Source organism: Nocardia sp. BMG111209 (assembly GCF_000381925.1).
GTDB lineage: Bacteria > Actinomycetota > Actinomycetes > Mycobacteriales > Mycobacteriaceae > Nocardia.
This window is the reverse complement of the sequence record NZ_KB907307.1, coordinates 755110-782072: the sequence shown is the minus strand read 5'-3', so window position 1 is coordinate 782072 and position 26963 is coordinate 755110. Positions and strand designations below refer to the sequence as shown.

The following is a 26963-nucleotide window of genomic DNA, read 5'->3' as shown; positions in this document are numbered from 1 at the left end:
GCCCCGGCACGGGGCACAACGGATCGGCGATAAGCTCGGCATCGACCGCCCCGCAGCGCGAGAGGATTTCGATGGACGCCACCTTCACCCCCGCGGCGACCCTGCGGGATGTCACCCTGCGCGACGGCCTCCAGCTGACCCGGGGCATGCTGCCGACGCAGACCAAGGTGGAACTGGTGCGCCGGCTGCTGGCGCTGGGTGTGCCGGAGCTCGAGATCGGTTCCCTCGCCCGCGCGGATCTCGTTCCCCCGCTGGCCAATTCGCTGGAGGTGGTGGAACAGCTGACCCCCGGGGAGCTGGAACACTGCTGGCTCTGGGTCGCCACACCCCGGCACGTCGAGAAGGCGATCGCCGCCGGCGCCCGCAACTTCCAGTACTGCCTGTCGGTATCGGACGCGCACAACCGGGCCAATATCGGCCGCACCGCCGAGGACAGCATCGCCGCGATGCCCGCCGCCGTCGAGCGCACTCGCGCCGCCGGCGGCCGCATCCAGCTGACCCTGGCCACCTCGTTCACCTGCCCGTTCGAGGGCCCCGTCGACCCGGACCGGGTCCTGGCCCTCGCCGCCGATCCCCGCACCGACGGCGCCGACGACGTCGTCCTCTGCGACACCCTCGGCCAGGCGGTCCCGGCCCAGGTCACCGGCCTGATCCAGCGGGTGGCGGCCGAGACCCCGCACCGCCGCATCGGTTATCACGGGCACGACACCTGGGGCCTCGGCGTCGCCAACACCCTGGCGGCGATCTCGGCCGGGGCCGGTTTCGTGGACGGCTCGCTCGGCGGCCTCGGCGGCTGCCCGTTCGCCCCCGGCGCCAGCGGCAACACCTCCACCGAGGACATCCTGTTCGCCACCCGTCCGGCCTGGTTCACCCCCGCGATCCTGGCCGAACTCGTCGGCACGACCGAGAAGCTTTTGTCGGACCTGGGCGAGCCGAACCGATCCAAGACCGCCCAGGGCGCCCGATCGAAGGCCGAGGCCTTCGAGTGGGTCATCCGGTAGAATTTCCATTGTGGTTCAGCCATGGAATCCACCTGCCACTCGCGTGGATGCGGCCCCGGATATCGCGTTTGCCAGGACGATCGACCCACGAAATACGGAGTCGTGTTCGACCGAGTCCCGTCATTGAACCGGAGGGACGGTTCGACAGGAGCACACGATGTCCACGATCCATCTCACACACACCACCACCTCGACGCCCGAGCAGTTCCTCGCCGCGCTCACCGACTTCGGCCCCGGCCGGGCACAGTTGTTCGGCAACAGCGCCGACGAGTACCTCCGCGTCCACGAGCAGGACCCCACCCACGCCGATGTCACCGAGGGTTCGAACCACATCTGGGAGCGCCTGCGCTACGACTGGTCCGACCCACGCCACATCGTCATGACGACCACCGATTCCAACCTGTGGGGCGGATCGTCCGGTCACACCTACACCCTCACGCCGAGGCCCGACGGAACCACCGAGGTCGATGCCGTGGTGGTTCGCGACGGCAAGAACTTCACCGGCCAGGTACTCGGCGCGGTGCTGGGTACCGTCGGCAAAGGCGTCCTCGACCGGCAACTGGTCAAGACCATCCACGCCGTCGAGGCGCGCAATGCCGAAGGGCCGTCGTCCGACCGGCCGCAACGGCGCTGAGCCGCGCGATCGAAAGGCTGCCCGCTAGCGATCGAACATCAGCAGCGGTTTGCCCCCGTGTTCGGGGGCTTCGGCCGAATCGACGGCTTCGCCGAACCGCTCGAGCGGGATCGGCCGGCCCTCCGGGACACGCAGCACGCCGCTGTCGACGAGCCGGAGTGTCCGGTCGATCGCGGCGGCCATCCGATCCCGCGGGGTCTCGGTGAGCCAGCGGAACAGCCAGAACCCCCGCACGGTCTTGGTTTCGTAGATCAGCGATCGCGCGAAGATCGGGATCGTGAGTGCGCCGGGGTCGGTCTGGCGGTGCGTGGACAGCGCGCCGAAGACGACCAGCTCGCCGTGCGGCGCCAGCGCACGCGAGACGTCCGCGCCCACCTGACCGCCGACGCAGTCGATCGCCTTGGACACGCCGTCGGGACCGGCGATCCTGGCCACCCGCGCCCGCAGGTCCTCGTCTTCCGTGCAGATCACCGCGGTGCCGCCCAGCGCGCGGATCTCGTCGACGGCGGATCGGCGGCGGACCACGTTGAGGGTCTCGAAGCCGAGGTGCGTTCCGAGTTGGATGACCGACCGGCCCACGGTCGAACCGGCCGCGGTCTGCAGCAGCCATTCACCCGGTCGGACATCGAGTTCGGCGCCGGTCAGGATCACGGCGGTGAGCGGGTTGGCCATGATCTGGGCGGCCGTGGAATCGCTCATGCCCGCGGGAACGGGCAGGACCCGCTCGGCCGCGGCGACGACACAGTCCTGCCAGGTACCCGCGACCCCGATCGTGACGACCCGTTGCCCGACGCTCAAACTGACTGTGCCGCTACCGAGTTCGTCGATCACACCCACGGATTCGATACCGGGCACGGTCGGGAACTCCGGAGTGAATCCGTATCTGCCGCGGATGGTGTGCAGATCGCTGGCATGCACCGGCGCGGCCGTCACCCGGATCCGGACCTCGCCGGGACCGGGCACCGGGATCGGGCGGGCCCGCAGGCGCAGCACCTCGGACGGCTCGCCCATCGTCTCGGCGACGAGAGACCGCATGGTTGTCATCTTCCGGCGCTCCTTCGAATCCGTACGGCCCGTTCCGGCGCTACCGGCTGCCATGCTGCCATCGCCGGCGGCCGTCGGCCGCGATGACGGCACCGGCGAAATCCGGTGCCGCGCGCCGCGCCGCCGCCGCTGTCGACCGCAGGCGGCGTGCGCGCCGGAGCCGGGTCAGCGGCGGCCGGCCTCGCGCTCGGCCCACCACTGCGGCGCGTCGACGAAGTGGTTGTCGTAGGTGTCCTGTGCGGCAAGAAGTTCGGAGTATTCCGCCTGGCCCGCGAGCACCCGGTCCAGGACGCGGAAGTAGCCGAAGCGCTCCAGGCCGGGGGTCAGCGCGATGAGAATGCGGGTCGGGCTGCCGGGGGCGGCGCCGAAGGCGTGCGGCATGAAGCGCGGGACGACCAGCGCGCCGCCCGCGCCGACGGTGACGATCTCGTCACCGGTGAGCACCTGCAGTTCCCCCTCGGCCACGTAGAACAGTTCCTCGGAAAGGGTGTGATAGTGCGGGGTCGCGCCGTCGGCGCCGGCCGCCAAGGTGACCTCGAGGGTGCTCACGCTGCCGCCGGTCTCGTTCCCGTCGATCAGCAGGCGGGCGGTGGCCTGCTCGTTGCCGCCGGTCTCGGCGTCCTCGCGGCGGCGGATCGCGGCGGGGATGGCGGGGGTGGGGATGCTCATGACGCTCACTCCAGAAGATTCGATGGCTGATAGTTCGATAGCTAACTATATTCCATCGAATAAACTTCTGTCCATGGCGGAACGGAATCCGGATGCGATCGACGAGATCGTGGCGCAGTGGCGGCGCGAGCGGCCCGATCTGGACCTGGAGGCGATGGCGATCCTCGGCCGGATCGGCCGGCTGTATCAGCTGGGTGAGCGCGCGATCGAGACGGTGTTCACCGCGCACGGCCTGGGGCGCGGGGAGTTCGATGTGCTGGCGGCACTGCGGCGGGCCGGGGAGCCGTTCGAGCTCAACCCGTCCGTACTGGCCGACACCCTGATGCTGTCCCGGGCCGGGATGACCAGCCGGTTGGACCGGCTGGAGTCCGCGGGACTGGTACGGCGGATCGCCGACGCGGGCGACCGGCGCGCGGTGCGGGTCGCGCTCACCGCGGCCGGGCGCGAACGCGTCGACACCGTGGTCGCGGCGCACACCCGCAACGAGACCGCGCTGCTGTCCGCGCTGTCCGCGCCGGATCGGCGCGAGCTCGACCGCATCGCGCGAATCCTGCTGCGCAGCTTGGAGAAACCGGCCTGACCGACCCCGGCGGCATACCACCGGGGTCCACGGGTCAGTCCTCGAGGAGCTCGTAGACGGTGACGATCGGCGGCGGATCCGCGCTCAGCAGTTCGGCGCCGGTGGCCCGGTCGGGGCCGTTGCGCTCGCGCAGCGCCAGCAGCGGCGTGTTGAGGTCGTCGGCCTCGAGTTCGTAGACGGCCAGATAGGCGGGCAGTCCCTCAGCGCCGCGGTGGACGCGGTAGCGGCGGGCGCTGACGAATCCCGGCACCTTCAACAGTTCGGGCAGATGCTCTTTCGCGTACCACTCGTTGAATTCGGCGTCTTTCGCGGGATCGGCGGGGCTGGACTGCACCACCATGATGCCTTTCGGCACGGAACCACCTCCGGATACTGCCCCGGCGCCGGATGCCCCGGGGCTCAACGGCCGTACACGATCTCCTCGCGCACGGCCAGGAACCAGGACTGCGCGAACAACGCGTCGCCGCTGCCGATGTCGTTGTCCCGGAACCATTCCACCCGGGCCCGCAGCCCGGCGGCGTCGTCGAACCAGACCTCGTTCACGGCATCGTACGGGCGCTCGTCGGACAGCGGATGGTTCTGCACGTAGGCCCGGCCGCGGACGTGCTCGGGAATGATGGTGGCCGCCACCGGATTCGGGCCCGGCGCGGTCCCCGCGTGGCCGCGCCACCGGTCGGCGAAATCGGCCGTGGTCAGCGACGGGTCCCGCACCGCCAGGGCCATGTGCTTGAGTTTCACCCCGCCCTGCTGCCAGCGCCCGGCGAGCCAGTCCGCACCGCGCAGCACGCTCTCCTCCACGCACACCAGCGTGTCGCCGCCGACCGCGGTCACCCCGGTGGCCACCGCCCGGCCGCTGCCGGTGGTCAGCCAGCTCTCGTACTGCGCCAGATGCCCCGCGTCGTCGAACCATTCGATGCCGACGCCGTCGTGCCGGGGCCGGAGGTCACCGATATTCGGGACGGTCGTGCACACCGCGATCCGCCGCGGCCGCACCGCGGGCGGAGCCTCCGCGGCAGCGCCGACCGCGCTGCACCACAACACGGGAAAGTCCTGCGCGCGCAGGTTTCCCGGCCGGCGAGCGAATCGGATACGTTTGATCACCCCACGATTCTCCCGCCGGGATCCCGGAACCGCAGCCCGAACGGCACACTCACTGCCGCCGCCCGGCACTGCGCCACCGCCACGAGGGCCCGGCCGCAGGACCGGGACCGCGGCGGGAACACCCGCACACCCACTGCACCGGCAACGATCCGGTGCCGCACGGCACCGTCACGCGGATACCCCGGCGTCGGCGGGCTGCCGCAACCGCGCGACCCGCTCCCGCCAGCGCTCGACGGCCCGATCCTTGATCCCGGCGTAGCCCTTCACCTCCAGGATCGAGGTCGCGAGTTCGACCCGGTGCGGATAGTCCGCGCTCGCGTCGCCGAGTACGGCCTCGGTGACCAGTTGCTCGTACTCGCCGATCAGCGCGCGCTCGACGCGACGGTCCGGATGCAGGCCGAAGAAGTCGAAGGGTGTGCCGCGCAACGATTTCAGGTGGCGCAGCCCGCGGAACGCCCAGGCGTACGGCTTACCCATCGGCAGCTTCGATTCCATGCCGAACAGGCGCAGGATCGGCGGATGCAGGTGGTAGGTCACCGAATACGCGCCGTCGATGCCGAGATCGCTCGCGATACGGTCGTAGTCGGCGTTCAGGTGCAGCCGCGCCACCTCGTACTCGTCCTTGTAGGTCAGCACCCGGTGATAGGACTCGGCGACACCGCGGGTCAGCTCCCAATCGTGGTCCGCGTCGTCGGTGGCCGCGGTCCGTTCCACCAGGTCGAGGTAGCGCTGCGCCCGGCGGGTGTTCTGATGATCGGTCACCTGGGCCGCGCGCCGGATCAGCAACGCGCGCAACTCCGTCGGCAGCGTACGGCCGCCGACCAGTTCCGTGGCGGCGGCGACCGCGGCGTCGGTGGGATCGTTGAGATCCCGGACACCCTGTGCCGCAGCGTGTTCGGCCAGGGTCGCGGCGACCGCGGCCGGATCGTGTACGGCCCAGCGGCCCCACTCGAAGGCGGCCCGGTTGGACTCCGCGGACCGGCCCTGCCGCCGCAGGGCGGCATCCAGGTCGGCGGCCGACAGCGGCAGCGCACCGGACTGGAAGGCGGCGCCGAGCAGGATCACGTTCGCCAGCAGGTTGTCGGCGAACACCCGCGCGGCCAGATCGCCGGTGTCGAGCAGCACCGACCGGTCGGCCCCGACGGTCGCGGTGATCGCCGCCTCCAGGCTCGCGAGATCCGGTGCGGCCGCCCCGGCCTGCGACATGGTCGGGGTCGGGGTGATCGACCGGTCCACCACCGCGCGGGTGCGGCCCGGACGGGTCTTGGCGAGGTGATTCGCGGCGGCGGCTTGCAGGATGTCGCCGGACAGGTAGAGATCCGCGCCGCCGACGCCGACCGCGTTGGCGCGCAACGCCTCCCGGTCCTTCGCCAGTCGCAGATGCGAGACCACCGGACCGGCCTTCTGCGACAGGCCGGTCTGGTCCATCCCGCCGATCACCAGTCCCCCGGCCTCCGCGGCATGCGCGAGGATGCGCGCCGCGGTGACCACGCCGGTGCCGCCGATGCCGGTGAAGTAGATGCCGAAGACGGTGTCCAGCTCCGCGATTCGCGGTTCCGGCAGTTCACCCGGCGGCAGCGCGGGCCGCCGCACCGCGCGCCGGCGGCCGCGCGCGGGCCACCAGGATCGCCGGGTGCGCGGGGTGATCGTCACGAACGACGGGCAATCGCCCTCGAGGCAGGTGTAGTCGCGGTTGCACGACGCGTCGTGGATCTGCCGTTTGATGCCGAATTCGGTCTCCACCGGCATGACCGACAGGCAGTTGCTCTTGGCGGCGCAGTCGCCACAGCCCTCGCAGACCGCCTCGTTGATCACGACCCGCCGTGGCGGCGTGGGCAGTTCGCCGCGCTTGCGCAGGCGGCGGGCCTCGGCGGCGCACCGCTGGTCGTAGATGATCACCGAGACGCCGGGTACCTCGCGCAGCCGCTCCTGCACCTTCGGCAGCGCGGAGCGGTGCAGTACCTCGACCCCGGCGGCCCAGCGCGCGCGGCGGCCGTAGCGGTGCGGTTCCTCCGCGCACACCACGATCTCGCGCACACCCTCGGCCTGCAGTGCCCGGGTCATCGACGGCACGTCCAGCAGGCCGGTGACGTCCTGGCCGCCGGTCATCGCGACGGCGGCGTTGTAGAGGATCTTGAAGGTCAGGTTCGCGTTCGCGGCGACGGCCGCGCGGATGGCGAGGGTGCCGGAGTGCGACAGGGTGCCGTCACCGAGGTTCTGGATCACGTGCGGCTCGGACACGAACGGCGACAACCCGATCCACGGCACCCCCTCCGCACCCATCGGGGTGGGCGGCAATGCCCGCGTATCCTGTTGCCGCGCTTCGAAATACACCATGCCGTGGCAGCCCACGCCACCACCGACCAGCGCGCCGTCGGGTACCACGGTGGACCGGTTGTGCGGGCAGCCGCTGCAGAACGCCGGCGCGCGCGGCGGAATCGCCAGCAGCGGCAGGTCGATGCGCACCCCGGCCGCCGCGCTCGCGGGTTCCGCGCGCACGAGATCGGGCAGCAGGCGGGTCAGCGCCTTCCCCACCGCGGCCGCGTCCAGTTCCCCCACCGCCGAGGTCAGCGGCTTCCCGGCGCCGTCGCGTTTACCCGCGACCGGTACCCGGCTGCCCGCCTCGTGCAGGATCGCGCGCAGCTGATGTTCGACGAACGGCCGCTTCTCCTCGATCACCACGATCCGGTCCACCGAGGCGGCGAACTCGATCGCGGTCTCCTCGACCAGCGGGAAGGTCATCGCGAGTTTCAGCACCCGGACCCCGGCATCGGCCGGATCGTCGTAGCTGAGATCGGAGAACGCTTGCCGCACATCGAGATACGTCTTACCGGCGCAGACCACGCCGAGCCGCGCACCCGGCGCCGCACCGGACACCCGGTCCAGATCGTGCTGCCGCGCGTACGCCTGCGCGGCCCGCAGCCGCCGATCGGTCACCAGCGCTTCCTGATCGGGCACCGCGTGCGGCCCGATCCGCGCCAGCGGCTGATGCGTCCACGGCGTGCCGTCCACGAAGAGTGGTCCGCCGAAACCACTCTCGTGCCGCGCGGGATCGAGGTCCACCGTGCCGACGCCGTCGGCGACGGCGGTCACCATCTTCAGGCCCACCCAGGCGCCGGACTGCCGCGACATCCGGAACGCGTGCACGCCGAGATCGAGCACGTCCTGCTGATCACCGGGATACAGCACCGGCATACAGGCGTCGGCGAAGGTGTACTGGCTGTCGCAGGCCAGCGTCGAGGATTTGGAACTCGGATCGTCGCCGCAGAACATCACGACGCCACCGTTGGGACCGGCGCCCATCGCGTTGGCGTGCTTCATCGCATCGCCGCTGCGGTCCAGGCCCGGACCCTTGCCGTACCAGGCGCCCGCGACGCCGTCGACACCCTCGTAGGGCACCACCGCACCCATCTGGCTGCCCCACACCGTGGCCACCGCCAGTTCCTCGTTCAGCCCGGGGCGGTGCAGGATTCGATGCTCGGCCAGTTCGGCGGTCCGCTGGTTCAGGACCAGATCGACTCCGCCCAGAGGGGATCCGGGATAGCCGGAGATCATGGTGGCGGTGTTCAGGCCGTCCCGCTCGTCCAGGCGATGCCGCAGGACCAGCAGGCGCACCAGGGTTTCCGCTCCCGACAGGATCACCTCGGTCGGGGTCCGTTCGGTGATGGTCACGGATAGACCTCGGGGTTGACGTAGGCGAACGCGCCGTCCTTGAGGACCGCGCGGCGCAGTTCCGGCCGTTGCAGCACGGTCACGTCGGCGGTCGGATCACCGTCCACGATCAGCAGATCCGCCAGATAACCGGCGCGCACCTGCCCCACCTCGAGTCCGGTGACCGCCCCCATGTTGCGAGTCGCGGTGTGGATCGCCTCCACCGGCGTCATGTCCACCAACTCCACGTATCGTTGCAGTTCCGCGGCGTAGGTACCGTGCCGGGTCCACTGGTGTCCGAAGTCGCCGCCGGCCAGGATGGGTACCCCGGCGGCCTTCAGCTTGTGCAATCCGTCGACCTGGGAACGGAATTCGTCGCGATATCCGGAGGCCTCGATCTTCTCCTCCGAGATGCCCCACGGTTCGGCGTGCCCGCTGACCATGGCGTAGAGGTAGTGCAGTCCGGGGCACACCCACACGTCGCCGTGCCGGGCCTCGAGCGCCGCGAGCGCCACATCGTCGAGGAAGCAGGCGTGGTGGACGATCCGCACGCCGGTGCGCGCGGCCATCGCCACACTGGCCGAGCCGCGCGCGTGGGTGGTGACGAAGGCGCCGTGCCGGTCCGCCTCTTCGACTGCGGCCGTGAGCATCTCGTCGTTCATGTAGATGTCCTCGGACGGGAACTGCGGCATCACACCGTCGCCGGAGATGAACAGCTTCAGCGACCGCACCCCGCGCTCACACTGCCGGCGCACCACCTCGCGCAGCTCCGCCGCGGTGGCGACGACCTCCATCATCCCGCCGTCGGCGCCGAGCCCACCGGCCTCCGCGATCATCGGACCGCACGGAATCAGCTTCGGGCCGGGCAGAATTCCGCGATCGATCGCGTCCTTGATCAGCAGATCGTCGTCCGGCTGGGTCGCGCCCGCCCCGATGATCAGCGTATAGCCGCTCTCCAGATAGGTTTTCGCGACCGCCGCCACGTCCAGCAGGTGTTTACCCTCCGGCGCCGCGGCCACCGCGCCGTGGTCGAACACGAAGTCCAGCGGCCAGCTGATGTGGGTGTGAGCGTCGCCGAGGCCCGGCAGCACGGTGGCCCCGTGCAGATCCACCACCCGCACCGCGGCGGGGTCGACCTCGAATCCGTCGCCGAAGCGCACCTCGGCGATGCGGTCGTCTTCGATCAGAACCGATCCGGCCGCGAGTTTCTCGGCGGGATCGCCGTTACAGGTGAGGATGCGCGCGTTGGTCAGCAGCGTCCGCTCGCCCATCGTCCTACCTCCTGATTGAGCGAATACTTACTTATCTTAACCGCGCCGCGGAGCCCCGCGCTGCCCAACCGGAGAATTCGTCCGGAATGATCGGCGCTCCGGACGGGCGTCGCCGGCGCTGATCCCGCAGGTCATCCCGATGCCGTTCCCGGACGATAATCCGCCCGGCGCGCATTTCGGCCGGAATCCGGCGAATACCCGCTCGGACCACCGGCCCGGCGACACGAACGCCCGCCGCGGCGGGACCGCGGCGGGCGTCTGTCCGGATCCCGGCGGTCAGCCCAGCCGGGCGCCCGGGGTGAAGCTGATCGGCAGGTGCAGGGGCGTGCGGGTCAGCCCGGCGTGGTAGACGATGGCGTCCTCGTCGACCAGTGCGATATCGCCGAGCCGGGTGAGGATCTCCTCCAGCGCGATGCGAATGTTCAAGCGCGCCAGGTTGGATCCGGCGCAGCGGTGCGGGCCGGCGCCGAAGGCGAAGTGCCGGTTACGGGTTCGGTCCAGATCGAAGCGATCCGGGTCCGGGAACTCGGCGGCGTCGCGGTTGGCCGACGCCCAGTGGATGAGCACCTTGTCGCCGTTGCCGATCGGGCACCCGCCCACCTCGGCGTCCTGCACCGCGGTGCGGCCCACCGACACGAACGAGGTGTCCAGCCGCAGCAGTTCCTCGACCGCCTTCGGGATCAGGCTCGGCCGCTCCCGCAGCAGCGCCGGGATCTCCGGCTCCCGGCAGAACCGCACCAGCATCTGACCCAGCGCGCCCGCGGTGGTCTCCAGGCCGCCGAGGATCAGCAACTGGACGACGCCGATGGCCTCGTCCTCGCCGATCGGCCGGCCCTCGATCTCGGCGGCGATCACCGCGTCCACCACATCGCCCTTCGGCGGCTGCTCACGCCGGGTGGCGAGGAAGTTGCGCACCCACGCGTACAGGCCCGCCCAGCTCTCGCGGGCGTTCGGCGCGGTCGGATTGGACGAGGTGGAGGCCAGTTTCGCGACCGCCGCCATCTCGTCGGCCGGGGCGTTGATGGCCAGCTCGAAGAAGCCGAGGCTCGGGAACGGCCGGGCGAACGCGTCCATGAAATCGCAGGTACCGGCCTCGATGAACTCATCGATCAGCCGGGTCACCAGCTCCCGGGTCGGCTGTTCCCATTCGGCCACCACCGCCGGGGTGAAATGCGGGTTGATCAGGCTCTTGTAGAGCCGCTGCACCGGCGGATCGGCCTCCACCGGCAGGTTGCGCACCGAACCCCCGCCGGAGGTCACCGACAATCCGTGCGCGGAACTGAACGCCTGCCAGTTCTGCGCGACCGCCAGCGCGTCGTCGTAGCGGGAGACCACCCAGAAGCCGTCGTAGGAATCGCTGTGCGCGACCGGGCACAGTTCGCGCATCCGGGCCATCGTCGGGTGCATATCGGCCGCCAGCTCCGGGGAGAGGTGGTCGAAGTGATGCTGACACCAGTCGTCGGACAAGCGCGTGGCGTCGGTCGAGGTCATATGCGGATCACTTTCTCGGGATGGTCTGCGGTCGGATCAGCTGCGGACCAGCCGGCCGCCGGCGGCGTCGGCCAGATCGGCACCGGACTCCCGCGTCGGGACCCCGTTGACCCACATGTGCTCGACACCGGTGCTGCGCACGATCAATCGGTCCGCGTCGCCGGGCTGGTCGTGGACGCGCTCGATGGGGGTGGTGCCGATCGTGGCCGGATCGAAGGCGACGAGGTCGGCGTAGTACCCCTGCGCGATCAGGCCGCGCTCGGCGATCCGGAAGGCCTTGGCGGGCTGGCCGGTCAGCCGCCACACCGCGTCCTCCAGGCCGATCGCCTTGCGCTCGCGCACCCAGTACCCGAGCAGATGCGTCGAGTAGCAGGCGTCGCAGAGCTGGCTGGCGTGCGCCCCCGCGTCGGACAGCCCGAGCAGGGTTCGCTTGTCCGCCAGCAGATCTCCGATCTCGTCCTCGGCGTCGTTCTCCAGCACCACGCGGAACCGGGTGGTGGCGGTGTCGGTGAGGACCAGATCCAGCATCACGTCGAAGGGGGTGGTGCCGCGCGCGGCGGCGAGCCGATCCAGCGGGATGCCGACCACGTCACGGTGCGCACCGGTCTCGTCCACATCGACCTTCGGCCAGCGGTGCGCCCACTTCGCCAGCGTGGCCGGGCGGGCCCGGTCGCGCCATTCGGCGTTGCGGTACAGGGCGAATCGCTCGGCGCGGGGCAGGCCCAGCACTTCCTTCCACTCGTCGATCTCGCCCAGGGTGGTGGGATCGGCGAGGGTGAACTGCATGACGATGGGCCGGCAGGCGATCTGCGGATACACCTCGCCGGGCAGCGCACCGCCGCGCGCGACCGTGCGCAGTGCCGCGCCGGGCTTGTCGGTGCGGGTCACCAGCGCGGTCCAGGTGACCGGAATACCGTGCCGCACAGACAGATCCGAGAACTCGTTGAGGAACATCCCGGGGCCGATCGACACCTGCAGCACGCCCTTGCCGGACTCCCCCAGCACCGCCGCGAGCGTGTCGACCTCGTCGACCTCCGCGAACCGGCTGGGTACCGGCCGGCCGAACGCACCCTGGTGGGCCGGCTGCCGCGAGGTGGACAGCCCGATCGCACCGGCGGCCAGCGCTTCCCGCACCAGCGTGCGCATCTGCTCGAGTTCCGCGGCGGTGGCCGCGCGCTCCTCGCCGCCGAGCACGAACAGCCGCAGCGGCGTGTGCCCGAGGAAGGCGCCCACGTTCAGGCGCTTGCGCCGGGCCTCCAGCGCGGTCAGGTACTGCGGGAAAGTCTCGAAGCACCAGTCGATTCCGGCGTTGAGCGCCTCCATCGACATACCCTCGACGTTCTCCAGGGTGCGGACGATGATCTCCCGGTGCGGCGGCAGCGTGGGTGCCACGCCGAAACCGCAGTTGCCCATGATCGCCGTGGTCACGCCGTGCCAGCTCGACGGCGTGAGGTCGCCGTCCCAGAGGATCTGGGCATCGTAATGCGTGTGCACGTCGATGAATCCGGGCGCGAGCACCAGGCCGTCCAGGTCGACCACCCGGGTGCCGGGGCCCGGGGTGAGCTCGCCGGGCCCGGCGACGGCGGTGATGCGGTCGCCGGTCACCGCGACGTCGGCGGCCCGTGCGGGCTCACCGGTGCCGTCGATGACGCGGGCGCCGCGCAGCAGCAGATCCATCGAAATTCTCACTTTCCCTGGGGGACAGCCGATTCGCGGGCCGACTCCAGCGCCGTCTCGAACCCGCGGTGCAGGTGCTGCGGCGCGGGCTCGTTGCGGCCGAACAGGATCGAGTCGAGCGCGCCGGCCCGGATACCCGGCTCGGTCCGGGCCGCGACCCAGAAATCCTCACCGTCGACGACGGTTTCGCAGATCCACGGCGCCATCTCCGCGTACTTCTCCCGCTCCGCGTCGGACAGGCCCGGACGCAGATACGCGGTGTGCACCACCTCGCAGGACTTCTCGTCGATCGGCACGATCTGCCACAGCTCGACGTGCCGGCTGTCGAAGGTGATGTTGGTGTTCGGGAACAGCGCGTACTGCAGGCTGATGTGCTGCCCGACGTCGCCCCATTCCGCTTCGGGGAGTTCGTGCAACGCGTCGATCGACTTCAGCGCCGAGCAGTTGCGCAGATGCGGGCCGAACGAGTCGAAGGTCAGCACACCGCCGTGCGCGTAGGTGGCGAGGGTGCGCCGGTGCAGGAACCGGAAGTGATAGTTCTCCCGGAACGTGTCCAGGGTGACCTTCCAGTTCCCGCCCACCGCATGCACATGCGGCTCGCTGAAGATCTGCCAGTCGGCGAAATCGAGCATCGCCAGCTCGTCCACCAGTCCGGGACCGAGGTAGTCGTCGATGTCGATCGGGTCGCCGGGACGCAACCGGCCGACGATCAGGCCGTAGCCCTCGGCGACCGGCAGTTCCACCAAACCCTTGTCCTCCGTGCACAATCCGGTGAAGAACTCGCTCGAGGTGACCGCGACGAGTTTGCCCTCGAGGTCGTAGGTCCAGGCGTGGAAGGGACAGGTGAACCGCTTCGCCGCGCCCGCGCCGTCGACCACCCGCACACCGCGGTGCCGGCAGGCGTTGGCCAGCGCGCGTACCTTCCCGTTCTCGTCCCGGGTCAGCAGGATCGGGGTGCCGCACAGGTCCACCGTGCGGTAGGTGCCGGGGCCGGGCAGCGCGCCCGACAGGCACAGCACCACCGGCTGCCGGTGGAAGAGCACGTCTAGCTCCTCGCGGTGCCGCTCCGCGGAGTAGATGTCCGTCGGCAATTCGAGAATGCTGTCGGCGAGATCGGTGGTCCGATGCTCGAGGTGATCCAGCAATCTGTGCGCGAGTTGGTATTCCAGCGCTTGTCTGTCCATGACTTTCCCTGCTCGGCCTCGTCCGGCGGCGGAATGGCGGAGACGCCGGTCTTGTGCGCGCCGCCACACCGCCGAAAGATCACGGTGACCGGAGTCACTGTCCCTACGGCAGTTTAGACAGTAATCACTTACTCAGCAAGCCCGCCTCGACAACGCGCTCACCGGGCAAAACGGGTGACCGACACCACGCCAACCCGACCATCGATGCCCGCACATTACGATAGAGTGTGTACCCACTCACCTGCGTTCCGCGGCAGCGGAAACCCCCCGCGACACGAGGAGGCCCCGTGGCCAGGACCGGCACGATTCCGCCGTCCGGCAGCGACACCCCGCCGGTACGCCGACGCATGACCGCCGAGGCGCGCAAGAGTTCCATCCTCGCCGCCGCACGCCGCGCGTTCACCGAGACCGGTGACATGAACGGTACGACGGTCAAGATGATCGCCGAGCACAGCGGGATCAGCGAAGGCATCATCTACCGCCACTTCGAGAGCAAGGACCAGTTGTTCTTCGAGGCGGTGGTGGAGCCGCTGGAGTCCGCCATCGACGAATTGGTCGCGGCCACAGCGCTGGTCGACAAGGACGGTCCGCTCAACGCCGCGCGCCAGCTGGAGACCATGAAAGGTCTCTACAAGCAACTGATCTCGACGCTCGAGGAGGTGCTGCCGCTGCTGGGCCTGGTGCTGTTCGGAGATCCCCAGGTGGCCAAGCGCTTCTACCGCGACACCTTCGCCACCGCGATGGACCGCCTGGCCGAGGCGTGGCGCGAGGTCGAGGACCGCTACGGCTTCCCGTTCGAGTCGCCGGACATCTCGGCGCGCGCGGTGATGGGCATCGCCCTGATGCAGGCGCTGGAGAACAAGCACGGCAAGAAGGCCAACCGCGGCCGCTCGGTCGCGCTGCTGTCCGAGGGCACCATCAAGGGCTTCTTCCCGACCCTCGAGGCCGTCGCGGAGCTGAAATGAGCACGGCGAGCGAGGGTGTCGCGGTGGTCACCGAACTGAACCGCCGCTTCTCCGCCGGCGACGGCGCGGGTGCGATGCAGTTGTTCGATCCGGAGATCCGGATCGAGCAGCCCGCCTCCCTGCCGCACGGCGGCTGGTACTCCGGCCACGACGGGGTCGCCGCGATGGGCGCCGCCTTCGCCCGCTACTGGGACCGGACCATCACCGCCCCACGGATTTTCGGCGACGGCGCCGCGGTCGTACAGCTCACCACCCAGACCTGGACGGCCAAGGACTCGGGCCGGGCCGCCACCGTCGACGTGGTGGAACTGTTCCGCATCGACGCCGGCCGGGTCACCGAAATCCGTGTGTTCCAACAGGATACGCATCTGCTGCTGGGCACCCTCGGTATCGCCGCCTGATCGGCGGTAGCCACCGGCCCCGACGAATCGGCGCCGGTGCACTCCCCTGAGGACGAGTGCACCGGCGCCGCAACGATTTCCGTGACCGCCGGGGCGGTTACGGCACCTCGATCACCACGGCGCTGCCCATGCCGCCGCCGGCGCACATCGCGGCCACGCCGATACCGCCACCGCGGCGGCGCAATTCGTGCGCCAGGGTGAGGATCATCCGGGTGCCGGTGGTGGCGATCGGATGGCCCAGGCTGCAGCCGCTGCCGAGCACGTTCACCGTATCCTCGTCCAGGCCGAGTTCGCGGGTCGCGGCCACGGCCACGGAGGCGAAGGCCTCGTTGATCTCCCACAGCTTCACATCGCCGACGGCGAGCCCGGCCCGGCCGAGCGCCTTGCGGATCGCGGGCGACGGGGCCAGCCCGGTCTCCACCGGCGGGACGCCGACCGAGGCCCAGGACCGCACCACGGCCAGGGGCTGCAGGCCGCGGTCGCGGGCGAGGTCACCGTCGGTGATCACCACCGCGGCCGCGGCGTCGTTCACGCCGGAGGCGTTGCCCGCGGTGATGCTGAAGCCCTCGATCTCCGGATGCAGCGGCTTGAGCGAGGCCAGCTTCTCCAGAGTCGTGGTGCGGCGCGGATGTTCGTCGACGGCGAAGGTGAGCGTGCTGCCGTCGCGGCGGGTGACCTCGATCGGCACGATCTCGTCGACGAACGACCCGGCATCGATCCCGGCGATCGCGCGCGCGTGCGACCGCAGCGCCCACTCGTCCATATCGGCGCGGGTCAGCTTCGCGCGCACCGCGGTGTTCCAGCCCACCGTGATGCCCATATCGTCGATCGGAGCGTCGGGGGTGCCGCGGTGGCTCGGCGCGAGCCAGCGCTCGTCCCATTCGTCGGTGCCCGGGATCCGGCGGCTGGCCTTCGGCGAGGTCGAACTCGACTGCGCGCCACCGGCGATCACCACCCGGTCCATCCCCGCCAGCACCGAGGCCGACGCGGTCTGCACCGCGGACAGGCCCGAGGCACAGTGCCGGTTGTGCGCGATACCCGGCGCGTTCACCAGGCCCGCCTCGATCGCGACGTACCGGGCGATCGCGCCGCCGCCGTACAGCGACTCGCCGATCACCACGTCGTCGACCAGTTCCGGCTCGAGGCCCGACCGCCGGACCGCCTCCGCGACGGCGGCCGTGCCGAGTTCGAAGGCATCCGTGTCGACCAGCGTGCCCTTGAACGCCGTCCCGATCGCGGTCCGAGCGCCCGCGACGATCACCGCTTCCCGGCTCATCGGACTCACCTCATTTCTGTGTCTGCGAACGTGTTCGCGCTGCTGACGAATTCAGCTTCTGTAGTGAAGACGGTAAGGACAACGGTATGTTCCTGGCAACCACCGCCGGTCAGGCGGCGGTCACGATCCGGCCCGGCAACTCGCCGGTGAGTTCGTCGTGGTCGACCAGGACCACGCCGTTGACCAGGGTGTAGTCGTAGCCCTGGGCCCGCTGCACGAATCGGTTCGCGCCCAACGGGAAATCGGACGCCATCTCCGGGACGAACAGATCCAGCCGTTCCAGATCGAGCACGTTGACGTCGGCGTACGCACCGGGCCGCAGCACCCCGCGGTCCGGGATGCCGAACAGGTCGGCGCCCTCGTAGGTGAGTTTCCGGATCGCCGTGCCGATGTCGAGCAGGGCCCGCTCGCGCACCCAGTGCTTGAGGAAGAAGGTCGAATTGCCGGCGTCCATGGTCAGCGCGACGTGCGCCCCGGCGTCGGCCACCCCGATCACCACGTCCGGATTGGTGATCATCGCGGCCACCGCGGCCAGATCCTGATTGAGCACCGGGTAGTACAGCAGTCCGCGGCCCGCGGTCTCGACGAAATAGTCGAGCAGCGCCGCGGCGGCACTCACTCCCCGCCGATCCGCTTCCGCGGCAAGGCTGTTGGCGGCGCTGACGTCGTATTCGGCGGAGCCGGGCGGCATCAGGTACATCTTCGACGGATCCTTCGGCGCCAGCGGCCCGGACAGTTCGACCGGGCGTTCGGCGGCGTCGGCCAGCCGCTTGCGAACCGGCTCCTCGGCCAGTGCGGCCAGCCGCTGCTCGAACGGCCGCGCCATCAGCTCCGCCCATTCCGGCAGCGAGTCGTAGGGGGTCCGGCCCACCAGGCCGTACAGGATGGCGCTGCCGCGCACCGCGGTCATCGGGCGCAGATCGGCGTCGCGGCCGCGCGCGGCGGACACCTCGTCCATCACCCAGGCCCACAGTCCGGGCCGGCGATCGCTCTGCATGATCGAGAAGGCAAGGGGGCGACCGGATTCCCGGCTCACCCGCTCCATCCAGGCCATCTCGGCACGGGAGTTCGCGCGCTCGGCGCCGTCGCGCTCGCCGATGCGGGGCACCACCTGGAAGGTGCCGCGGCCGCGCTCGGCGAGGACCGCGCCGATGGCGGCCAGTTCGTCCTCGGCGGCGAAGGTGCCCGGCACCGGGCGGCCGTCGGGCACGGTGTGCATGTAGGTCCGCGAGGTCGAGAAGCCCAGTGCCCCACCGTCGATCGCCTCACCGACCAGCGCCGCCATCGCGGCGATATCGTCCGGGCCGGCCGGTTGCTCGTCGAGCCCGCGCTCCCCCATCACGTGGTACCGCACCGCGCTGTGCCCGACCAGGCCACCGACGTTGAGCCCGAATCGCCTGCCGCCCAGCTGTTTCAGATACTCGCCGTAGGTCTGCCAGCCCCAGTCCAGCCCGGCCATGATGGTGTCGGCCGGAATGTCCTCCACCGACTCCATCATCGCCGCCAGGTACCCCTCCTGCCCGGCGCGCACCGGCGCGAAGGTGACCCCGCAGTTGCCCATCACCACGGTGGTGATGCCGTGGTAGCAGGACGGGGTGGCCAGCGGATCCCAGAACAGCTGGGCATCCAGATGCGTGTGCACATCGACGAAACCGGGTGTGACGTAACGTCCTTCGGCATCGATCTCGCGCCGGCCGGGTTCGGGCACCGAGCCCACCGCGGTGATCCGGTCGCCGTCGACGGCGATGTCGGCGCGCCGGGGGGCCGCGCCGGTCCCGTCGACCACCTCACCGCCACGGATCACGACGTCGTGCATGATTCACGTCCTTCCGGGGCACACGGCCACTACTGAGCAGGTACTCACTCAAGATAGCCGGGCCGGGTCCCGGATATCTAGAGAAAGTGGGTACTTACTTTGCTACCATGAGGCCCGGTCCGGCGAAGGGCGCCGGCGAACGTTGTCGCGGGGAGCAGTTGTGGGATCGATGGACGGCCGCGTGGCCATAGTCACCGGCGCCAGCCGCGGCATCGGCGCGCGGATCGCCGAGCGGTTCGCGGCCGCGGGCGCCGCGGTGGCGGTGGTCGCCCGCACGGCGGGCCCGGGCGAATCGCGCCTGCCCGGCTCGATCGAAGAGGTGGTCGAGAACATCCGCGCGGCCGGCGGCCGGGCGGCGGCGATTCCGGCCGACCTCACCGACCCCGGGCATCTCGACACCGTGGTGGCCCGCGCCGAGGAGGCCCTCGGCCCGGTCGACACGCTGGTGAACAACGCCGGGGTCAACTTCTACGGCCCGGCGCTGGACGTGCCGCCGCGCCGCAACGCGGTGATGCAGCAGATCATGGTCACCGCGCCGTTCCGGCTGTGCCAGCTGGCCGCGCCGGGCATGGTCGACCGCGGCCGCGGCTGGATCCTCAACATCACCTCCAAACAGGCCCGCCACCCGCTCGGCCCGCCGTATCCGGAGTGGGCCAAGGACGGCTGCGTGCCCTACGGCATGTACAAGTCCGCCCTGGACCGCCTCACCACCGGCCTGGCCGCCGAGCTGCACGGCACCGGCGTGAGCGTGAATTCGCTCGGCACTTCGGGTTTGGTGATGACCCCGGGCGTGGCCGTGGTCTCGCCGCACACCCCCGACAACGCGCCGGTCGAGCCGGACGACGCCATGCCCGAGGCCGCCCACGTGCTGTGCACGTCCGACCCGGCGGCGGTCACCGGCCGTATCGTCTTCAGCATGGAAGTGCTCGGCCGCCCGTTCACCGAGGGCCCGTGGGCCGTCGCCGCCACCTTCTGATCCGAATTCCCCACCACGCCGAGGAGATACCGTTCATGCACGTCGCCGTCGATCCCGATCGCTGCCAGGGCCACGCCCGCTGCTGGGAGATCTGCCCCGAGGTCTTCGATCTCGACGCCGAGGGCCACGGCACCGTCCTGGTCGCCGACGTCCCCGCCGAGCTCCGGGACAAGGCCCGGGAGGCCGCCGACAACTGCCCCGAACGGGCCATCCTGCTCACCTGACGGGACCTGCCCGCCACACTTCTGAAACAGGTGTCATTTTTATGCGCCTGATGTAGAGATCTGCCCAGCCGGATCCGCTACCTTACAAAGAGAACCAGTTGCAGTCTCGGCACTGGGTGAGGAGCAGATCATGGCCATCGTTCAATCCGCCCCGGCGGCCGCCGGTGACCGACGCCGGCTCGTCCTGGACAGTCCGGTGGACCGCCACCGCATCGACGAGGTGGAGGTGAGCACCGCCGACGACGTGGCGGCGGCGGTGGCGCGGGCGCGCGCGGCCCAACCCGCTTGGGCGGCAAGGCCGGTGGCCGAGCGCGCCGCCATCCTGCGCTCGGCGATCGATGTGCTGGTGGCCCGGCGCGACGAGATCATCGCGACCGTCCGCGCGGAGACCGGGAAGCCGCAGACCGAGGCGCTGGCGGTGGAGATCGTGCCGTCGTGCGATTTCCTCGCGTTCTGGACCCATCGCGCGCCGCGCGATCTGAAGCCGCACCGGCAGCCGCTGCACGGCTATCTGAAGTCGATGAAGAAGCTGTTCGTGCACTATCAGCCGCTCGGCGTGGTCGGCGTGATCACCCCGTGGAACGGCCCGTTCGTGTTGTCGCTCAACCCCGTCGTGCAGGCGCTGCTGGCCGGCAACACCGCCGTGCTGAAGCCCTCGGAGGTCACCCCGCGCTCGGGCGAGTGGGCGGTGAAGATCCTGCACGAGGCCGGCGTCCCCGCCGATGTCGTGCAGGTCGTGCACGGCGACGGCGAGACCGGCGCGGCGCTGGTCGCCGCCGAGATCGACAAGGTGTGCTTCACCGGCAGCGTGGGCACCGGGCGCAGGATCGCCGCGGCCTGCGCCGAGCGGCTGCTGCCCTGCACGCTGGAACTCGGCGGTAAGGACGCGATGATCGTCTGCGCCGACGCCGATCTCGACCGCGCGGCCGCCGGCGCGGTGTACCTGTCGATGTTCAACACCGGTCAGGTGTGCATGAGCGTCGAGCGGATCTACGTGGTGGACAGCGTCGCCGACGAGTTCATCCGGCTGGTGTCCAAGCGCGCCGCCGAGGTCACCTACGGTCCCGGCGACACCGATATGGGCCCGCTGTTCTGGGACCGCCAGATGGATGTGGTGGCCCGCCACGTCGACGACGCGAAGGCCAAGGGCGCCGATATCGTGGTCGGCGGCGCACCCGCGGCCGGTAACGGCCTGTACTTCCAGCCCACCGTGATCGTGGACGCCAACCACGACATGGAGATCATGACCGAGGAGACCTTCGGCCCGGTCGCCGCGATCATGCGGGTGCGCGACGAGGACGAGGCGATCCGCCTGGCCAACGACTCGCAGTACGGCCTCAGCGGTTCGGTGTTCACCAAGGACGCGGCCAAGGCCCGCAGCATCGCCACCCGCCTGAACACCGGCTCGGTGGTGCACAACGACGCGTCCGTCATCTACGGCGTGCCGGAGGCCCCGTTCGGCGGCCGCAAGAACAGCGGCCTCGGCCACGTCAACGGCCTCGACGCGCTGCGCGGCTTCACCCATGCGCTGCCGATCCTGATCGACCGCTGGCAGCCGAAGCAGGAGAGTATCTGGTATCCCTACTCGGACAAGACGATTCGCAGCTTGGAGCTGGTGATCAAACACGGCTTCGGCAACAGGGTGCTCCGCCGCCTGCTGTCGTGAACAACTAATTTGTCCGGTTGGTAGAGTTTCTTTCGTGCAGAAACGGCGCAGCTACGACCAGAACTGCCCGATCGCGAAGGGGCTCGACGCCCTCGGCGAGCGGTGGACCCTGCTGATCTTCCGCGAACTGCTCGGCGGCGCACGGCGGTACAGCGATCTGCGCGCCGAGCTGCCGGGCATCGCCACCAACCTGCTCGCCGACCGGCTGCGGGAGCTCGAGGAATCGGGGCTGATCGAGCGCACCGAACTGCCGCCGCCGGTCGCCCGCACGGTCTACTCGATGAGCGAGACCGGTTGGCGGCGAGTATTTCCCGTCCTGCAGTCGCTGGCCTGGTTCGGCCTGCCGATGGTGGCGCCGCCGGACGACGGGGCGGACGCGACGCCGCTCAACGGCTTCCTCGCCGGTGTCCTGCTGGCGTTCGATCCGTCCCACGCGCCGGCCGACGCCACCGGTTATCAGGCGACGATCGGCGGCCGGGTCTTCGAATTCTCGGTCCGGGACGGCATTCTCGGGCCGGGCCGCGCGGCGCCCGCGGTGCGGCTCACCGCCGGCGCCGGCGACCTCGTCCGCTTCCGTTCCGGTACAGCCGAACTGCGCCGGGAACTGTCCCCGCGACTGCGTTTCGACGGCGACGCCGAGGCGGTGGATCGGTTCCGGCGCATGTTCGCGCTGTCCGCGCGCTAGGACCGGGCCGCCGCCGCGACCGCCGGGATCGGCGCCACCGCACGCGAATTCGCCAGCGAGAGCACGTGCAGCGTGAACAGCACCGGCACCGCGGCCGTCGGCACCAGCACCAGCGGTAGCACCGACACCTGCTCGGTGGACGGCGCGAGGTGCAGTACCTGCGCCCGCCCCGGCGCGGCGAGGATGCCGATCGCGAACGCGACGACGAAGTCGAGCATCCCGAAGAGGTTCAGCCACAACGTCTTCCGCTCCGCGCCGCCGGCCCGCACGCCGCGGATCAGCCGCGTCGCGGACCAGCCGATCGCGATATCGCCCAGGGCGGCGGGCCACGCGAACAACGGGGGCAGATCCCGCAGGGCCAGCGCGAGCAGGAAGACGACACCCATGATCCGCACCTCGTGCGGCCGGATCAGGTGCACCCGCGCGGCGGGATGCGACAGCACCCGGGTGACCGCCGGAATCCGCGACAGCGCGAGCAGGATCATCACCGGAACCGCGAAACCCGCTGCCAGCCAGGGCTTCACCGCATCCTCGGCGAAACGGTAGACGTGCGTGGCCGCGAGTGCGGTGGTGACGGCGGCCCAGACCAGCCAGACCAGGCCGAATCCGGCGGCGATCCGCCGCGCGACCTCGCGGCCGGAACCGGCGGCGACGGCCGCGGCGTACAGGGACAGCGCCGTCACGACCGCGACCGCGGCGACGGAGAGGACGACGAGAAACCAGAGGAGGGACAGGGCCGTGAACATGACGTGCTCCGTTTCGATGCGCCGGACGGCGGACCGGGTGCCGCCGCCCCGGTGGACCGGCGGCACCCGCACTCGAAACCGTAACTCACAGACAAGTTATTAAACAAGCCACTTGACTTGTTTGTCTCTCAGTCCTCCTCCAGCCGGGCCCGCACCTCGCGCATCTTGCGGCTCAGCTCCTCCTCCGCAATGAGGCCCTTGTCCAGCAGGGTGTGCGCGGCCACCAGCGCCGGATGGGTGTGCACGGGAAATTCCCGGTACAGCGACGCACCGAGGACATCCTCGGCCCGCCTGCGCTCGAGATTGTCCAGCGCCCCACGCCAGGACAGGCATTCGCAGGTCGCCTGCATACTGGACTCCCACGGCGCGCGGTGGCGTTCCATCCCCGGCAGCGTCTGCGGTGGCTCGCCGGCGAGGCCCGCCGACGCGTCGAGCAACACCCGGTACGGGCCGGTCATCGGTGACCTCCGAGCTCGGACGGCGCGCGGGTGGCGGTCCAGTCGACCTGCGGCACGGCCACCCCGATCATGGTGTCGCGGGTGACGATGGCCGCGAGTTCCGCCTCGGTCCAGTCGTCGGTCCCCGCCGGCCGCATCGGCATGACCATGAAACGCGACTTCTGGTTCGAATCATGCACCCGCACTTCCACACTCGGCGGCACGTGCAATCCGAACTCGGCCAGTACCTCCCGGGGCCGGCGCACGAGCCGGCGCCGGTAGTTCGGGGTGCGATACCAGTCCGGCGACATGCCGAGGACCGGGCGCGGGTAGCAGGAACACAGCGTGCAGACGATCACGTTGTGCACGTCCGGCGTATTCTCCAGGACGTAGAAGTACGTGTAATCGCTCGGCGTGCCCTTACCCGTCGGATCCCGCCAATCGATACCGACCTCGGCGCACGTCGCGGTGCCGTCGTCGAGCAGTCGCCGCTTGAATTCCGGATCCGTCCAGGCCTTCGCGACGAGCCGGGAACCGCCCGCCGGACCGATGTTCTCGGCCCATTCCGAGAACCGACGATGGTCCTCGGCCGAGAAGAGTCCCTTCTCGATGGACAGTTCCCGGACAGCCAGTTCCAGCACCTCGAATTCGCTGATCTCCGGTGCCTCCCGAATGGGTTCGTGGTCGTCGTGCGAGTGACCGTTACCGTGGTGATGATGATGTGCGCCCATCTATGTCGCCGCCTCCTCCGCGGGCTCGAGCCAACGTTCGCTGAATTCGGTTTCGAGCGTATCGATCTCGAAACCCGTATAGTCCGACCACAATTCGGACTGCCGGAAGCGCACCACATAGAACGGCTCCGTGCGGCCGTCGCGGTCGCGGCCCCACGCCTCGTCCTCCGGAATGATCCAGTCGGGCCGATGCTCGACCACCACGCCGGTACATCCGCGCGTGTAGGCCTGCGTACGGGTGTGGAACAACGTCGTGGCGTCCCGCACGGTGACCCGGTCGCCGATCTCGAAACGGGTCATGATGCCGCCTTCCGCAGGCGGGCGCGCACCTCATCGATTTTCGCGGACAATTCGTCGGGGGTGATCAGCCCCTGATCGATCAGGGTCTTCGTGGCGACCGTGGCCCATCGCGCATAGTACGGCAGACCGAAATACAATGTCGCACCCAGATCGTTCTCCGCGCGTCGCCGCATTTCCGCATTCCACACTCCGCGCCACGCCAGACATTCGCAGGTGACGTAGGTGTTCATCTCCCAGTTCTCCTCCTCCTTCTCGAGGTAGGGAACCGGTAGATCGGCCTGACCGCCGACATCGTGCGGAATATGCCGCAACGCCTCGTAGAGATCGGTGGATATCGTGTACGGCGAGTCCAGTGGCGTACGCTCCACCGGGCCGATATCGGATACTCGCCGCTGCATCAGATCGAACTGCACACTCGACGACATAACGTCACCCGCTTTCCGACCGTCGATATTCATCGCTGCCAGGAAAAACGCACAATCAGTATACGCCACCCGCCGCCGGGCTCAGAATCCTTGCCACGCGGGCTTGTTCGTGAACGCGAACCGGTAATAGTCGATCGCCCGCAGGTAGGCGGCGGCGGGCGGGTCCACGATCACCGTGACGTGCGGATGCATCTGCAGGATCGAGGCCGGGCAGAACGCCGACACCGGGCCCTCCACGGCGGCGGCGACGGCCTCGGCCTTGGCCGCGCCGGTGGCGATCATCAGCAGATGCCCGGCGTCGCCGATGGTGCCGAGGCCCTGGGTGAGGACGTGGGTCGGCACCCGGGACAGGTCGTCGCCGAAGAAGCGGGCGTTGTCGGCGCGGGTCTTCGGGGTCAGCGTCTTCACCCGGGTGCGCGAGCGCAGCGACGAACCGGGCTCGTTGAAGCCGAGGTGGCCGTTGCCGCCGATGCCGAGGATCTGCACCGCGATCGGGCCGCGGGTGGCGATCATCTGCTCGTAACTCGCTGCGGCGGAAGGGATGTCGGCGGCGTTGCCGTCGGGGCTGTGCACCGCGGCGTCGGCGATGTCGACGTGCGAGGTGAATTCGTCGCGGATGTAGCGCGCGTACGACTGCGGATGGCCCGGCGGGAGGCCGATGTACTCGTCGAGCAGGAACGCCTGCACCTGCCGGAAACTCAGGCCCTGCGCGCGATGCCGGCGGATCAGCTCGCGATAGGCGCCCAGCGGTGACGATCCGGTGGCCAGGCCGATCGCGTGCGCACCGCCGCCGATGTGGTCGGCCATGATGCCACCCGCGAGCCGGCCCGCGGCCGCGGCGTCGTCGGCGATCACGAGTTCCACAGGGCTCCTTCCTTGTACACGCGTACCGGCCACAGCCGGGTATCGGTCACCAGCACGTCGGCGGCGGCTCCGGGCCGCAGCGCGCCGATGCGATGCGCGCGGCCGAGCAGGCGGGCCCCGGTAGCGGACGCCGCCGTGACCGCCGAGCACAGGTCGACCGCGGCGCAGAACACCGTGCGCCGCAGCACATCCGACGCGGACGCGGTGCCACCGGCGATGGCGCCGGGCCCGTCCGGGCCGTCCAGGCGCGAGACCCCGTCGGTCACCACCACATCCAGGCTACCGAGCCGGTAGCGGCCGTCCGGCTGCCCGGCGGCGGCCATCGCGTCGGTGATCAGCGCGATGTGCCGGGCGCCGAGGGTATCGAACAGCATCCGCACGGTGCCGTAGGCGAGATGCACGCCGTCGCCGATCACCTCGGCGACCGCCACCCCGTGCGCGGCCGCGGACAGCGCCGCGGTGAGGAAGTTCGGGTGCCGGTGCTCGAGCGTCGGCATCCCGTTGCACAGATGGGTCACCGAGATCCGGCCGCCGCGCCACAGCGCATGCGAGGAGCGCGCGTAATCGGCGACGGTGTGCCCGAGCGACAGCACCGCCCCGGCCTCCGCGACCAGATCGCCGAGCTCGTCGAAGTTCTCGGTCTCGGGTGCGATCGTCACCGACACCACGCGCCCGTCCGCCCGTTCCAGCAACCGCCGCAACATCGCCGGATCGCCGGGCACGATCCGGTCCGGGGCGTGCGCACCGGGCCGGTGCACGCTGATGAACGGTCCCTCCAGATGGATCCCGGCCAGCAGCCCGTCGTCCACGGCCTTGCCCAATATGCCGATGCGCTCGGCGAGTTCGGCCTCGGTCGCCGACACCAGGGAACCGACCAGGGTGGTGGTGCCGCGCCCCCGATGGAACGCCGCGGCCGCCGCGATCCCCGCCTCGTCCGCGTCCGGGAAGCCGAAACCGCCGCCGCCGTGGCAGTGCACGTCCACCAGTCCGGGCAGCACCAGCACCGGTTCGACCGGCGGCAGATCGCCCTCGAATTCCTCGGCGGGACCGACGAATTCGATCGTGGGCCCGTCGAAGGCCACCACCGCGTCCGTGATCGCCCCCGCCTCGGTCCCGGTCACCACCCGGCCGCGCAGTACGGTCGTCAC

The 26963-nt window shown here is 70.1% G+C and carries 27 protein-coding genes; 9 read left to right on the top strand and 18 right to left on the bottom strand.

The genetic code is table 11. From position 1 onward, the window contains the following. The first annotated feature begins 71 nt into the window (after positions 1 to 71). Together G361_RS0103485 and G361_RS0103480 are read left to right on the top strand one after the other, a co-directional pair. Positions 72 to 1001, top strand: a complete 930-nt coding sequence (locus G361_RS0103485) for a hydroxymethylglutaryl-CoA lyase (RefSeq protein ID WP_019925659.1) — start codon at positions 72 to 74, stop codon at positions 999 to 1001. Between the two features lie 157 nt (positions 1002 to 1158). Then, a complete protein-coding gene (locus tag G361_RS0103480; RefSeq protein ID WP_019925658.1) occupies positions 1159 to 1635 on the top strand; it encodes a hypothetical protein in 477 nt (158 codons plus the stop codon). 24 nt (positions 1636 to 1659) lie between these two features. On the opposite strand, the gene G361_RS0103475 is transcribed toward G361_RS0103480, so the two are convergent. Next, the gene (locus tag G361_RS0103475; protein ID WP_026342642.1) at positions 1660 to 2679 is read right to left on the bottom strand and encodes a zinc-dependent alcohol dehydrogenase family protein; all 1020 of its coding nucleotides are present in this window, start codon (positions 2677 to 2679) and stop codon (positions 1660 to 1662) included. Between the two features lie 165 nt (positions 2680 to 2844). Beyond that, complete coding sequence (locus G361_RS0103465) at positions 2845 to 3348, bottom strand: cupin domain-containing protein (RefSeq protein WP_019925655.1); 504 nt, start codon at positions 3346 to 3348, stop codon at positions 2845 to 2847. Positions 3349 to 3421: 73 nt separating this feature from the next. Here G361_RS0103465 and G361_RS0103460 point away from each other — a divergent pair, with 73 nt between their 5' ends. Continuing rightward, on the top strand, positions 3422 to 3928 hold the full coding sequence (locus G361_RS0103460) for a MarR family winged helix-turn-helix transcriptional regulator (protein WP_019925654.1): 507 nt from the start codon (positions 3422 to 3424) through the stop codon (positions 3926 to 3928). 34 nt (positions 3929 to 3962) lie between these two features. Here G361_RS0103460 and G361_RS0103455 read toward each other — a convergent pair whose 3' ends face one another. The 7 genes from G361_RS0103455 to G361_RS0103420 all read right to left on the bottom strand — a co-directional run bounded on the left by G361_RS0103455 (position 3963) and on the right by G361_RS0103420 (position 14303). Beyond that, positions 3963 to 4283 carry a DUF4286 family protein gene (locus tag G361_RS0103455; RefSeq protein ID WP_026342641.1) on the bottom strand — a complete coding sequence of 107 codons (321 nt, stop codon included), beginning with the start codon at positions 4281 to 4283 and terminating at the stop codon, positions 3963 to 3965. A 44-nt stretch (positions 4284 to 4327) separates the two neighbouring features. Then, positions 4328 to 5029, bottom strand: a complete 702-nt coding sequence (locus tag G361_RS0103450; protein ID WP_019925652.1) for a hypothetical protein — start codon at positions 5027 to 5029, stop codon at positions 4328 to 4330. Positions 5030 to 5197: 168 nt separating this feature from the next. After that, positions 5198 to 8701 (bottom strand): indolepyruvate ferredoxin oxidoreductase family protein, encoded by a 3504-nt coding sequence (locus G361_RS0103440; RefSeq protein WP_019925650.1) that lies wholly within the window; start codon positions 8699 to 8701, stop codon positions 5198 to 5200. Next, the gene (locus tag G361_RS0103435) at positions 8698 to 9951 is read right to left on the bottom strand and encodes an amidohydrolase family protein (RefSeq protein ID WP_019925649.1); all 1254 of its coding nucleotides are present in this window, start codon (positions 9949 to 9951) and stop codon (positions 8698 to 8700) included. Before G361_RS0103435 ends, G361_RS0103440 begins: the two co-directional genes overlap by 4 nt. Before the next feature lie 276 nt (positions 9952 to 10227). Continuing rightward, a complete protein-coding gene (locus tag G361_RS0103430; protein WP_019925648.1) occupies positions 10228 to 11442 on the bottom strand; it encodes a cytochrome P450 in 1215 nt (404 codons plus the stop codon). Between the two features lie 36 nt (positions 11443 to 11478). Further along, positions 11479 to 13119 carry an amidohydrolase family protein gene (locus tag G361_RS0103425; protein ID WP_019925647.1) on the bottom strand — a complete coding sequence of 547 codons (1641 nt, stop codon included), beginning with the start codon at positions 13117 to 13119 and terminating at the stop codon, positions 11479 to 11481. An 8-nt stretch (positions 13120 to 13127) separates the two neighbouring features. Then, entirely contained in the window at positions 13128 to 14303 is a 1176-nt protein-coding gene (locus G361_RS0103420; protein WP_019925646.1) for an aromatic ring-hydroxylating dioxygenase subunit alpha, read from the bottom strand. 287 nt (positions 14304 to 14590) lie between these two features. Between G361_RS0103420 and G361_RS0103415 the strand changes: the two genes are divergently transcribed. After that, complete coding sequence (locus G361_RS0103415) at positions 14591 to 15268, top strand: TetR/AcrR family transcriptional regulator (RefSeq protein ID WP_026342640.1); 678 nt, start codon at positions 14591 to 14593, stop codon at positions 15266 to 15268. Next, positions 15265 to 15669, top strand: a complete 405-nt coding sequence (locus G361_RS0103410; RefSeq protein WP_019925644.1) for a nuclear transport factor 2 family protein — start codon at positions 15265 to 15267, stop codon at positions 15667 to 15669. The genes G361_RS0103415 and G361_RS0103410 overlap by 4 nt, the downstream gene beginning before the upstream one ends. 97 nt (positions 15670 to 15766) lie before the next feature. Here G361_RS0103410 and G361_RS0103405 read toward each other — a convergent pair whose 3' ends face one another. Next, positions 15767 to 16945, bottom strand: coding sequence for a thiolase family protein (locus G361_RS0103405; RefSeq protein ID WP_019925643.1), 1179 nt, complete (start codon positions 16943 to 16945; stop codon positions 15767 to 15769). Positions 16946 to 17054: 109 nt separating this feature from the next. Continuing rightward, positions 17055 to 18761 carry an amidohydrolase family protein gene (locus G361_RS0103400; protein ID WP_019925642.1) on the bottom strand — a complete coding sequence of 569 codons (1707 nt, stop codon included), beginning with the start codon at positions 18759 to 18761 and terminating at the stop codon, positions 17055 to 17057. Positions 18762 to 18942: 181 nt separating this feature from the next. Between G361_RS0103400 and G361_RS0103395 the strand changes: the two genes are divergently transcribed. The 4 genes from G361_RS0103395 to G361_RS0103380 all read left to right on the top strand — a co-directional run bounded on the left by G361_RS0103395 (position 18943) and on the right by G361_RS0103380 (position 22312). Beyond that, positions 18943 to 19737 carry an SDR family NAD(P)-dependent oxidoreductase gene (locus G361_RS0103395; protein ID WP_019925641.1) on the top strand — a complete coding sequence of 265 codons (795 nt, stop codon included), beginning with the start codon at positions 18943 to 18945 and terminating at the stop codon, positions 19735 to 19737. 35 nt (positions 19738 to 19772) lie between these two features. Then, a complete protein-coding gene (locus G361_RS0103390; protein WP_019925640.1) occupies positions 19773 to 19961 on the top strand; it encodes a ferredoxin in 189 nt (62 codons plus the stop codon). Between the two features lie 130 nt (positions 19962 to 20091). Next, positions 20092 to 21627, top strand: a complete 1536-nt coding sequence (locus G361_RS0103385) for an aldehyde dehydrogenase family protein (RefSeq protein ID WP_019925639.1) — start codon at positions 20092 to 20094, stop codon at positions 21625 to 21627. A gap of 34 nt (positions 21628 to 21661) precedes the next feature. After that, on the top strand, positions 21662 to 22312 hold the full coding sequence (locus G361_RS0103380; protein WP_019925638.1) for a helix-turn-helix domain-containing protein: 651 nt from the start codon (positions 21662 to 21664) through the stop codon (positions 22310 to 22312). Here the strand turns inward: G361_RS0103380 and G361_RS0103375 are convergent. The 7 genes from G361_RS0103375 to G361_RS0103345 all read right to left on the bottom strand — a co-directional run bounded on the left by G361_RS0103375 (position 22309) and on the right by G361_RS0103345 (position 26963). Further along, positions 22309 to 23058: a hypothetical protein gene (locus G361_RS0103375; protein WP_155981282.1), complete on the bottom strand. Its 750-nt coding sequence runs from the start codon at positions 23056 to 23058 to the stop codon at positions 22309 to 22311. The two genes, G361_RS0103380 and G361_RS0103375, sit on opposite strands and share 4 nt — an antisense overlap. 128 nt (positions 23059 to 23186) lie before the next feature. Then, a complete protein-coding gene (locus G361_RS0103370; protein WP_019925636.1) occupies positions 23187 to 23516 on the bottom strand; it encodes a nitrile hydratase subunit beta in 330 nt (109 codons plus the stop codon). Then, a complete protein-coding gene (scnC, locus tag G361_RS0103365; RefSeq protein WP_019925635.1) occupies positions 23513 to 24226 on the bottom strand; it encodes a thiocyanate hydrolase subunit gamma in 714 nt (237 codons plus the stop codon). The genes G361_RS0103370 and scnC overlap by 4 nt, the downstream gene beginning before the upstream one ends. Then, on the bottom strand, positions 24227 to 24526 hold the full coding sequence (locus G361_RS51400; protein WP_019925634.1) for an SH3-like domain-containing protein: 300 nt from the start codon (positions 24524 to 24526) through the stop codon (positions 24227 to 24229). After that, a complete protein-coding gene (locus tag G361_RS51395) occupies positions 24523 to 24924 on the bottom strand; it encodes an SH3-like domain-containing protein (RefSeq protein ID WP_036494448.1) in 402 nt (133 codons plus the stop codon). Before G361_RS51395 ends, G361_RS51400 begins: the two co-directional genes overlap by 4 nt. A gap of 108 nt (positions 24925 to 25032) precedes the next feature. Next, positions 25033 to 25815, bottom strand: coding sequence for a glucosamine-6-phosphate deaminase (nagB, locus tag G361_RS0103350; protein WP_019925632.1), 783 nt, complete (start codon positions 25813 to 25815; stop codon positions 25033 to 25035). Further along, positions 25803 to 26963, bottom strand: a complete 1161-nt coding sequence (locus G361_RS0103345) for an N-acetylglucosamine-6-phosphate deacetylase (protein ID WP_019925631.1) — start codon at positions 26961 to 26963, stop codon at positions 25803 to 25805. The genes nagB and G361_RS0103345 overlap by 13 nt, the downstream gene beginning before the upstream one ends.

Excerpts from the sequence above, each read along its gene's own strand:
- G361_RS0103485 (WP_019925659.1), top strand. The coding sequence starts at position 72 with ATGGACGCCACCTTCACCCCCGCGGCGACCCTGCGGGATGTCACCCTG.
- G361_RS0103480 (WP_019925658.1), top strand. The coding sequence starts at position 1,159 with ATGTCCACGATCCATCTCACACACACCACCACCTCGACGCCCGAGCAG.
- G361_RS0103475 (WP_026342642.1), bottom strand. The coding sequence starts at position 2,679 with ATGACAACCATGCGGTCTCTCGTCGCCGAGACGATGGGCGAGCCGTCC.
- G361_RS0103465 (WP_019925655.1), bottom strand. The coding sequence starts at position 3,348 with ATGAGCATCCCCACCCCCGCCATCCCCGCCGCGATCCGCCGCCGCGAG.
- G361_RS0103460 (WP_019925654.1), top strand. The coding sequence starts at position 3,422 with ATGGCGGAACGGAATCCGGATGCGATCGACGAGATCGTGGCGCAGTGG.
- G361_RS0103435 (WP_019925649.1), bottom strand. The coding sequence starts at position 9,951 with ATGGGCGAGCGGACGCTGCTGACCAACGCGCGCATCCTCACCTGTAAC.
- G361_RS0103430 (WP_019925648.1), bottom strand. The coding sequence starts at position 11,442 with ATGACCTCGACCGACGCCACGCGCTTGTCCGACGACTGGTGTCAGCAT.
- G361_RS0103425 (WP_019925647.1), bottom strand. The coding sequence starts at position 13,119 with ATGGATCTGCTGCTGCGCGGCGCCCGCGTCATCGACGGCACCGGTGAG.
- G361_RS0103420 (WP_019925646.1), bottom strand. The coding sequence starts at position 14,303 with ATGGACAGACAAGCGCTGGAATACCAACTCGCGCACAGATTGCTGGAT.
- G361_RS0103410 (WP_019925644.1), top strand. The coding sequence starts at position 15,265 with ATGAGCACGGCGAGCGAGGGTGTCGCGGTGGTCACCGAACTGAACCGC.
- G361_RS0103405 (WP_019925643.1), bottom strand. The coding sequence starts at position 16,945 with ATGAGCCGGGAAGCGGTGATCGTCGCGGGCGCTCGGACCGCGATCGGG.
- G361_RS0103400 (WP_019925642.1), bottom strand. The coding sequence starts at position 18,761 with ATGCACGACGTCGTGATCCGTGGCGGTGAGGTGGTCGACGGGACCGGC.
- G361_RS0103390 (WP_019925640.1), top strand. The coding sequence starts at position 19,773 with ATGCACGTCGCCGTCGATCCCGATCGCTGCCAGGGCCACGCCCGCTGC.
- G361_RS0103385 (WP_019925639.1), top strand. The coding sequence starts at position 20,092 with ATGGCCATCGTTCAATCCGCCCCGGCGGCCGCCGGTGACCGACGCCGG.
- G361_RS0103375 (WP_155981282.1), bottom strand. The coding sequence starts at position 23,058 with ATGTTCACGGCCCTGTCCCTCCTCTGGTTTCTCGTCGTCCTCTCCGTC.
- G361_RS0103370 (WP_019925636.1), bottom strand. The coding sequence starts at position 23,516 with ATGACCGGCCCGTACCGGGTGTTGCTCGACGCGTCGGCGGGCCTCGCC.
- scnC (WP_019925635.1), bottom strand. The coding sequence starts at position 24,226 with ATGGGCGCACATCATCATCACCACGGTAACGGTCACTCGCACGACGAC.
- G361_RS51400 (WP_019925634.1), bottom strand. The coding sequence starts at position 24,526 with ATGACCCGTTTCGAGATCGGCGACCGGGTCACCGTGCGGGACGCCACG.
- G361_RS51395 (WP_036494448.1), bottom strand. The coding sequence starts at position 24,924 with ATGCAGCGGCGAGTATCCGATATCGGCCCGGTGGAGCGTACGCCACTG.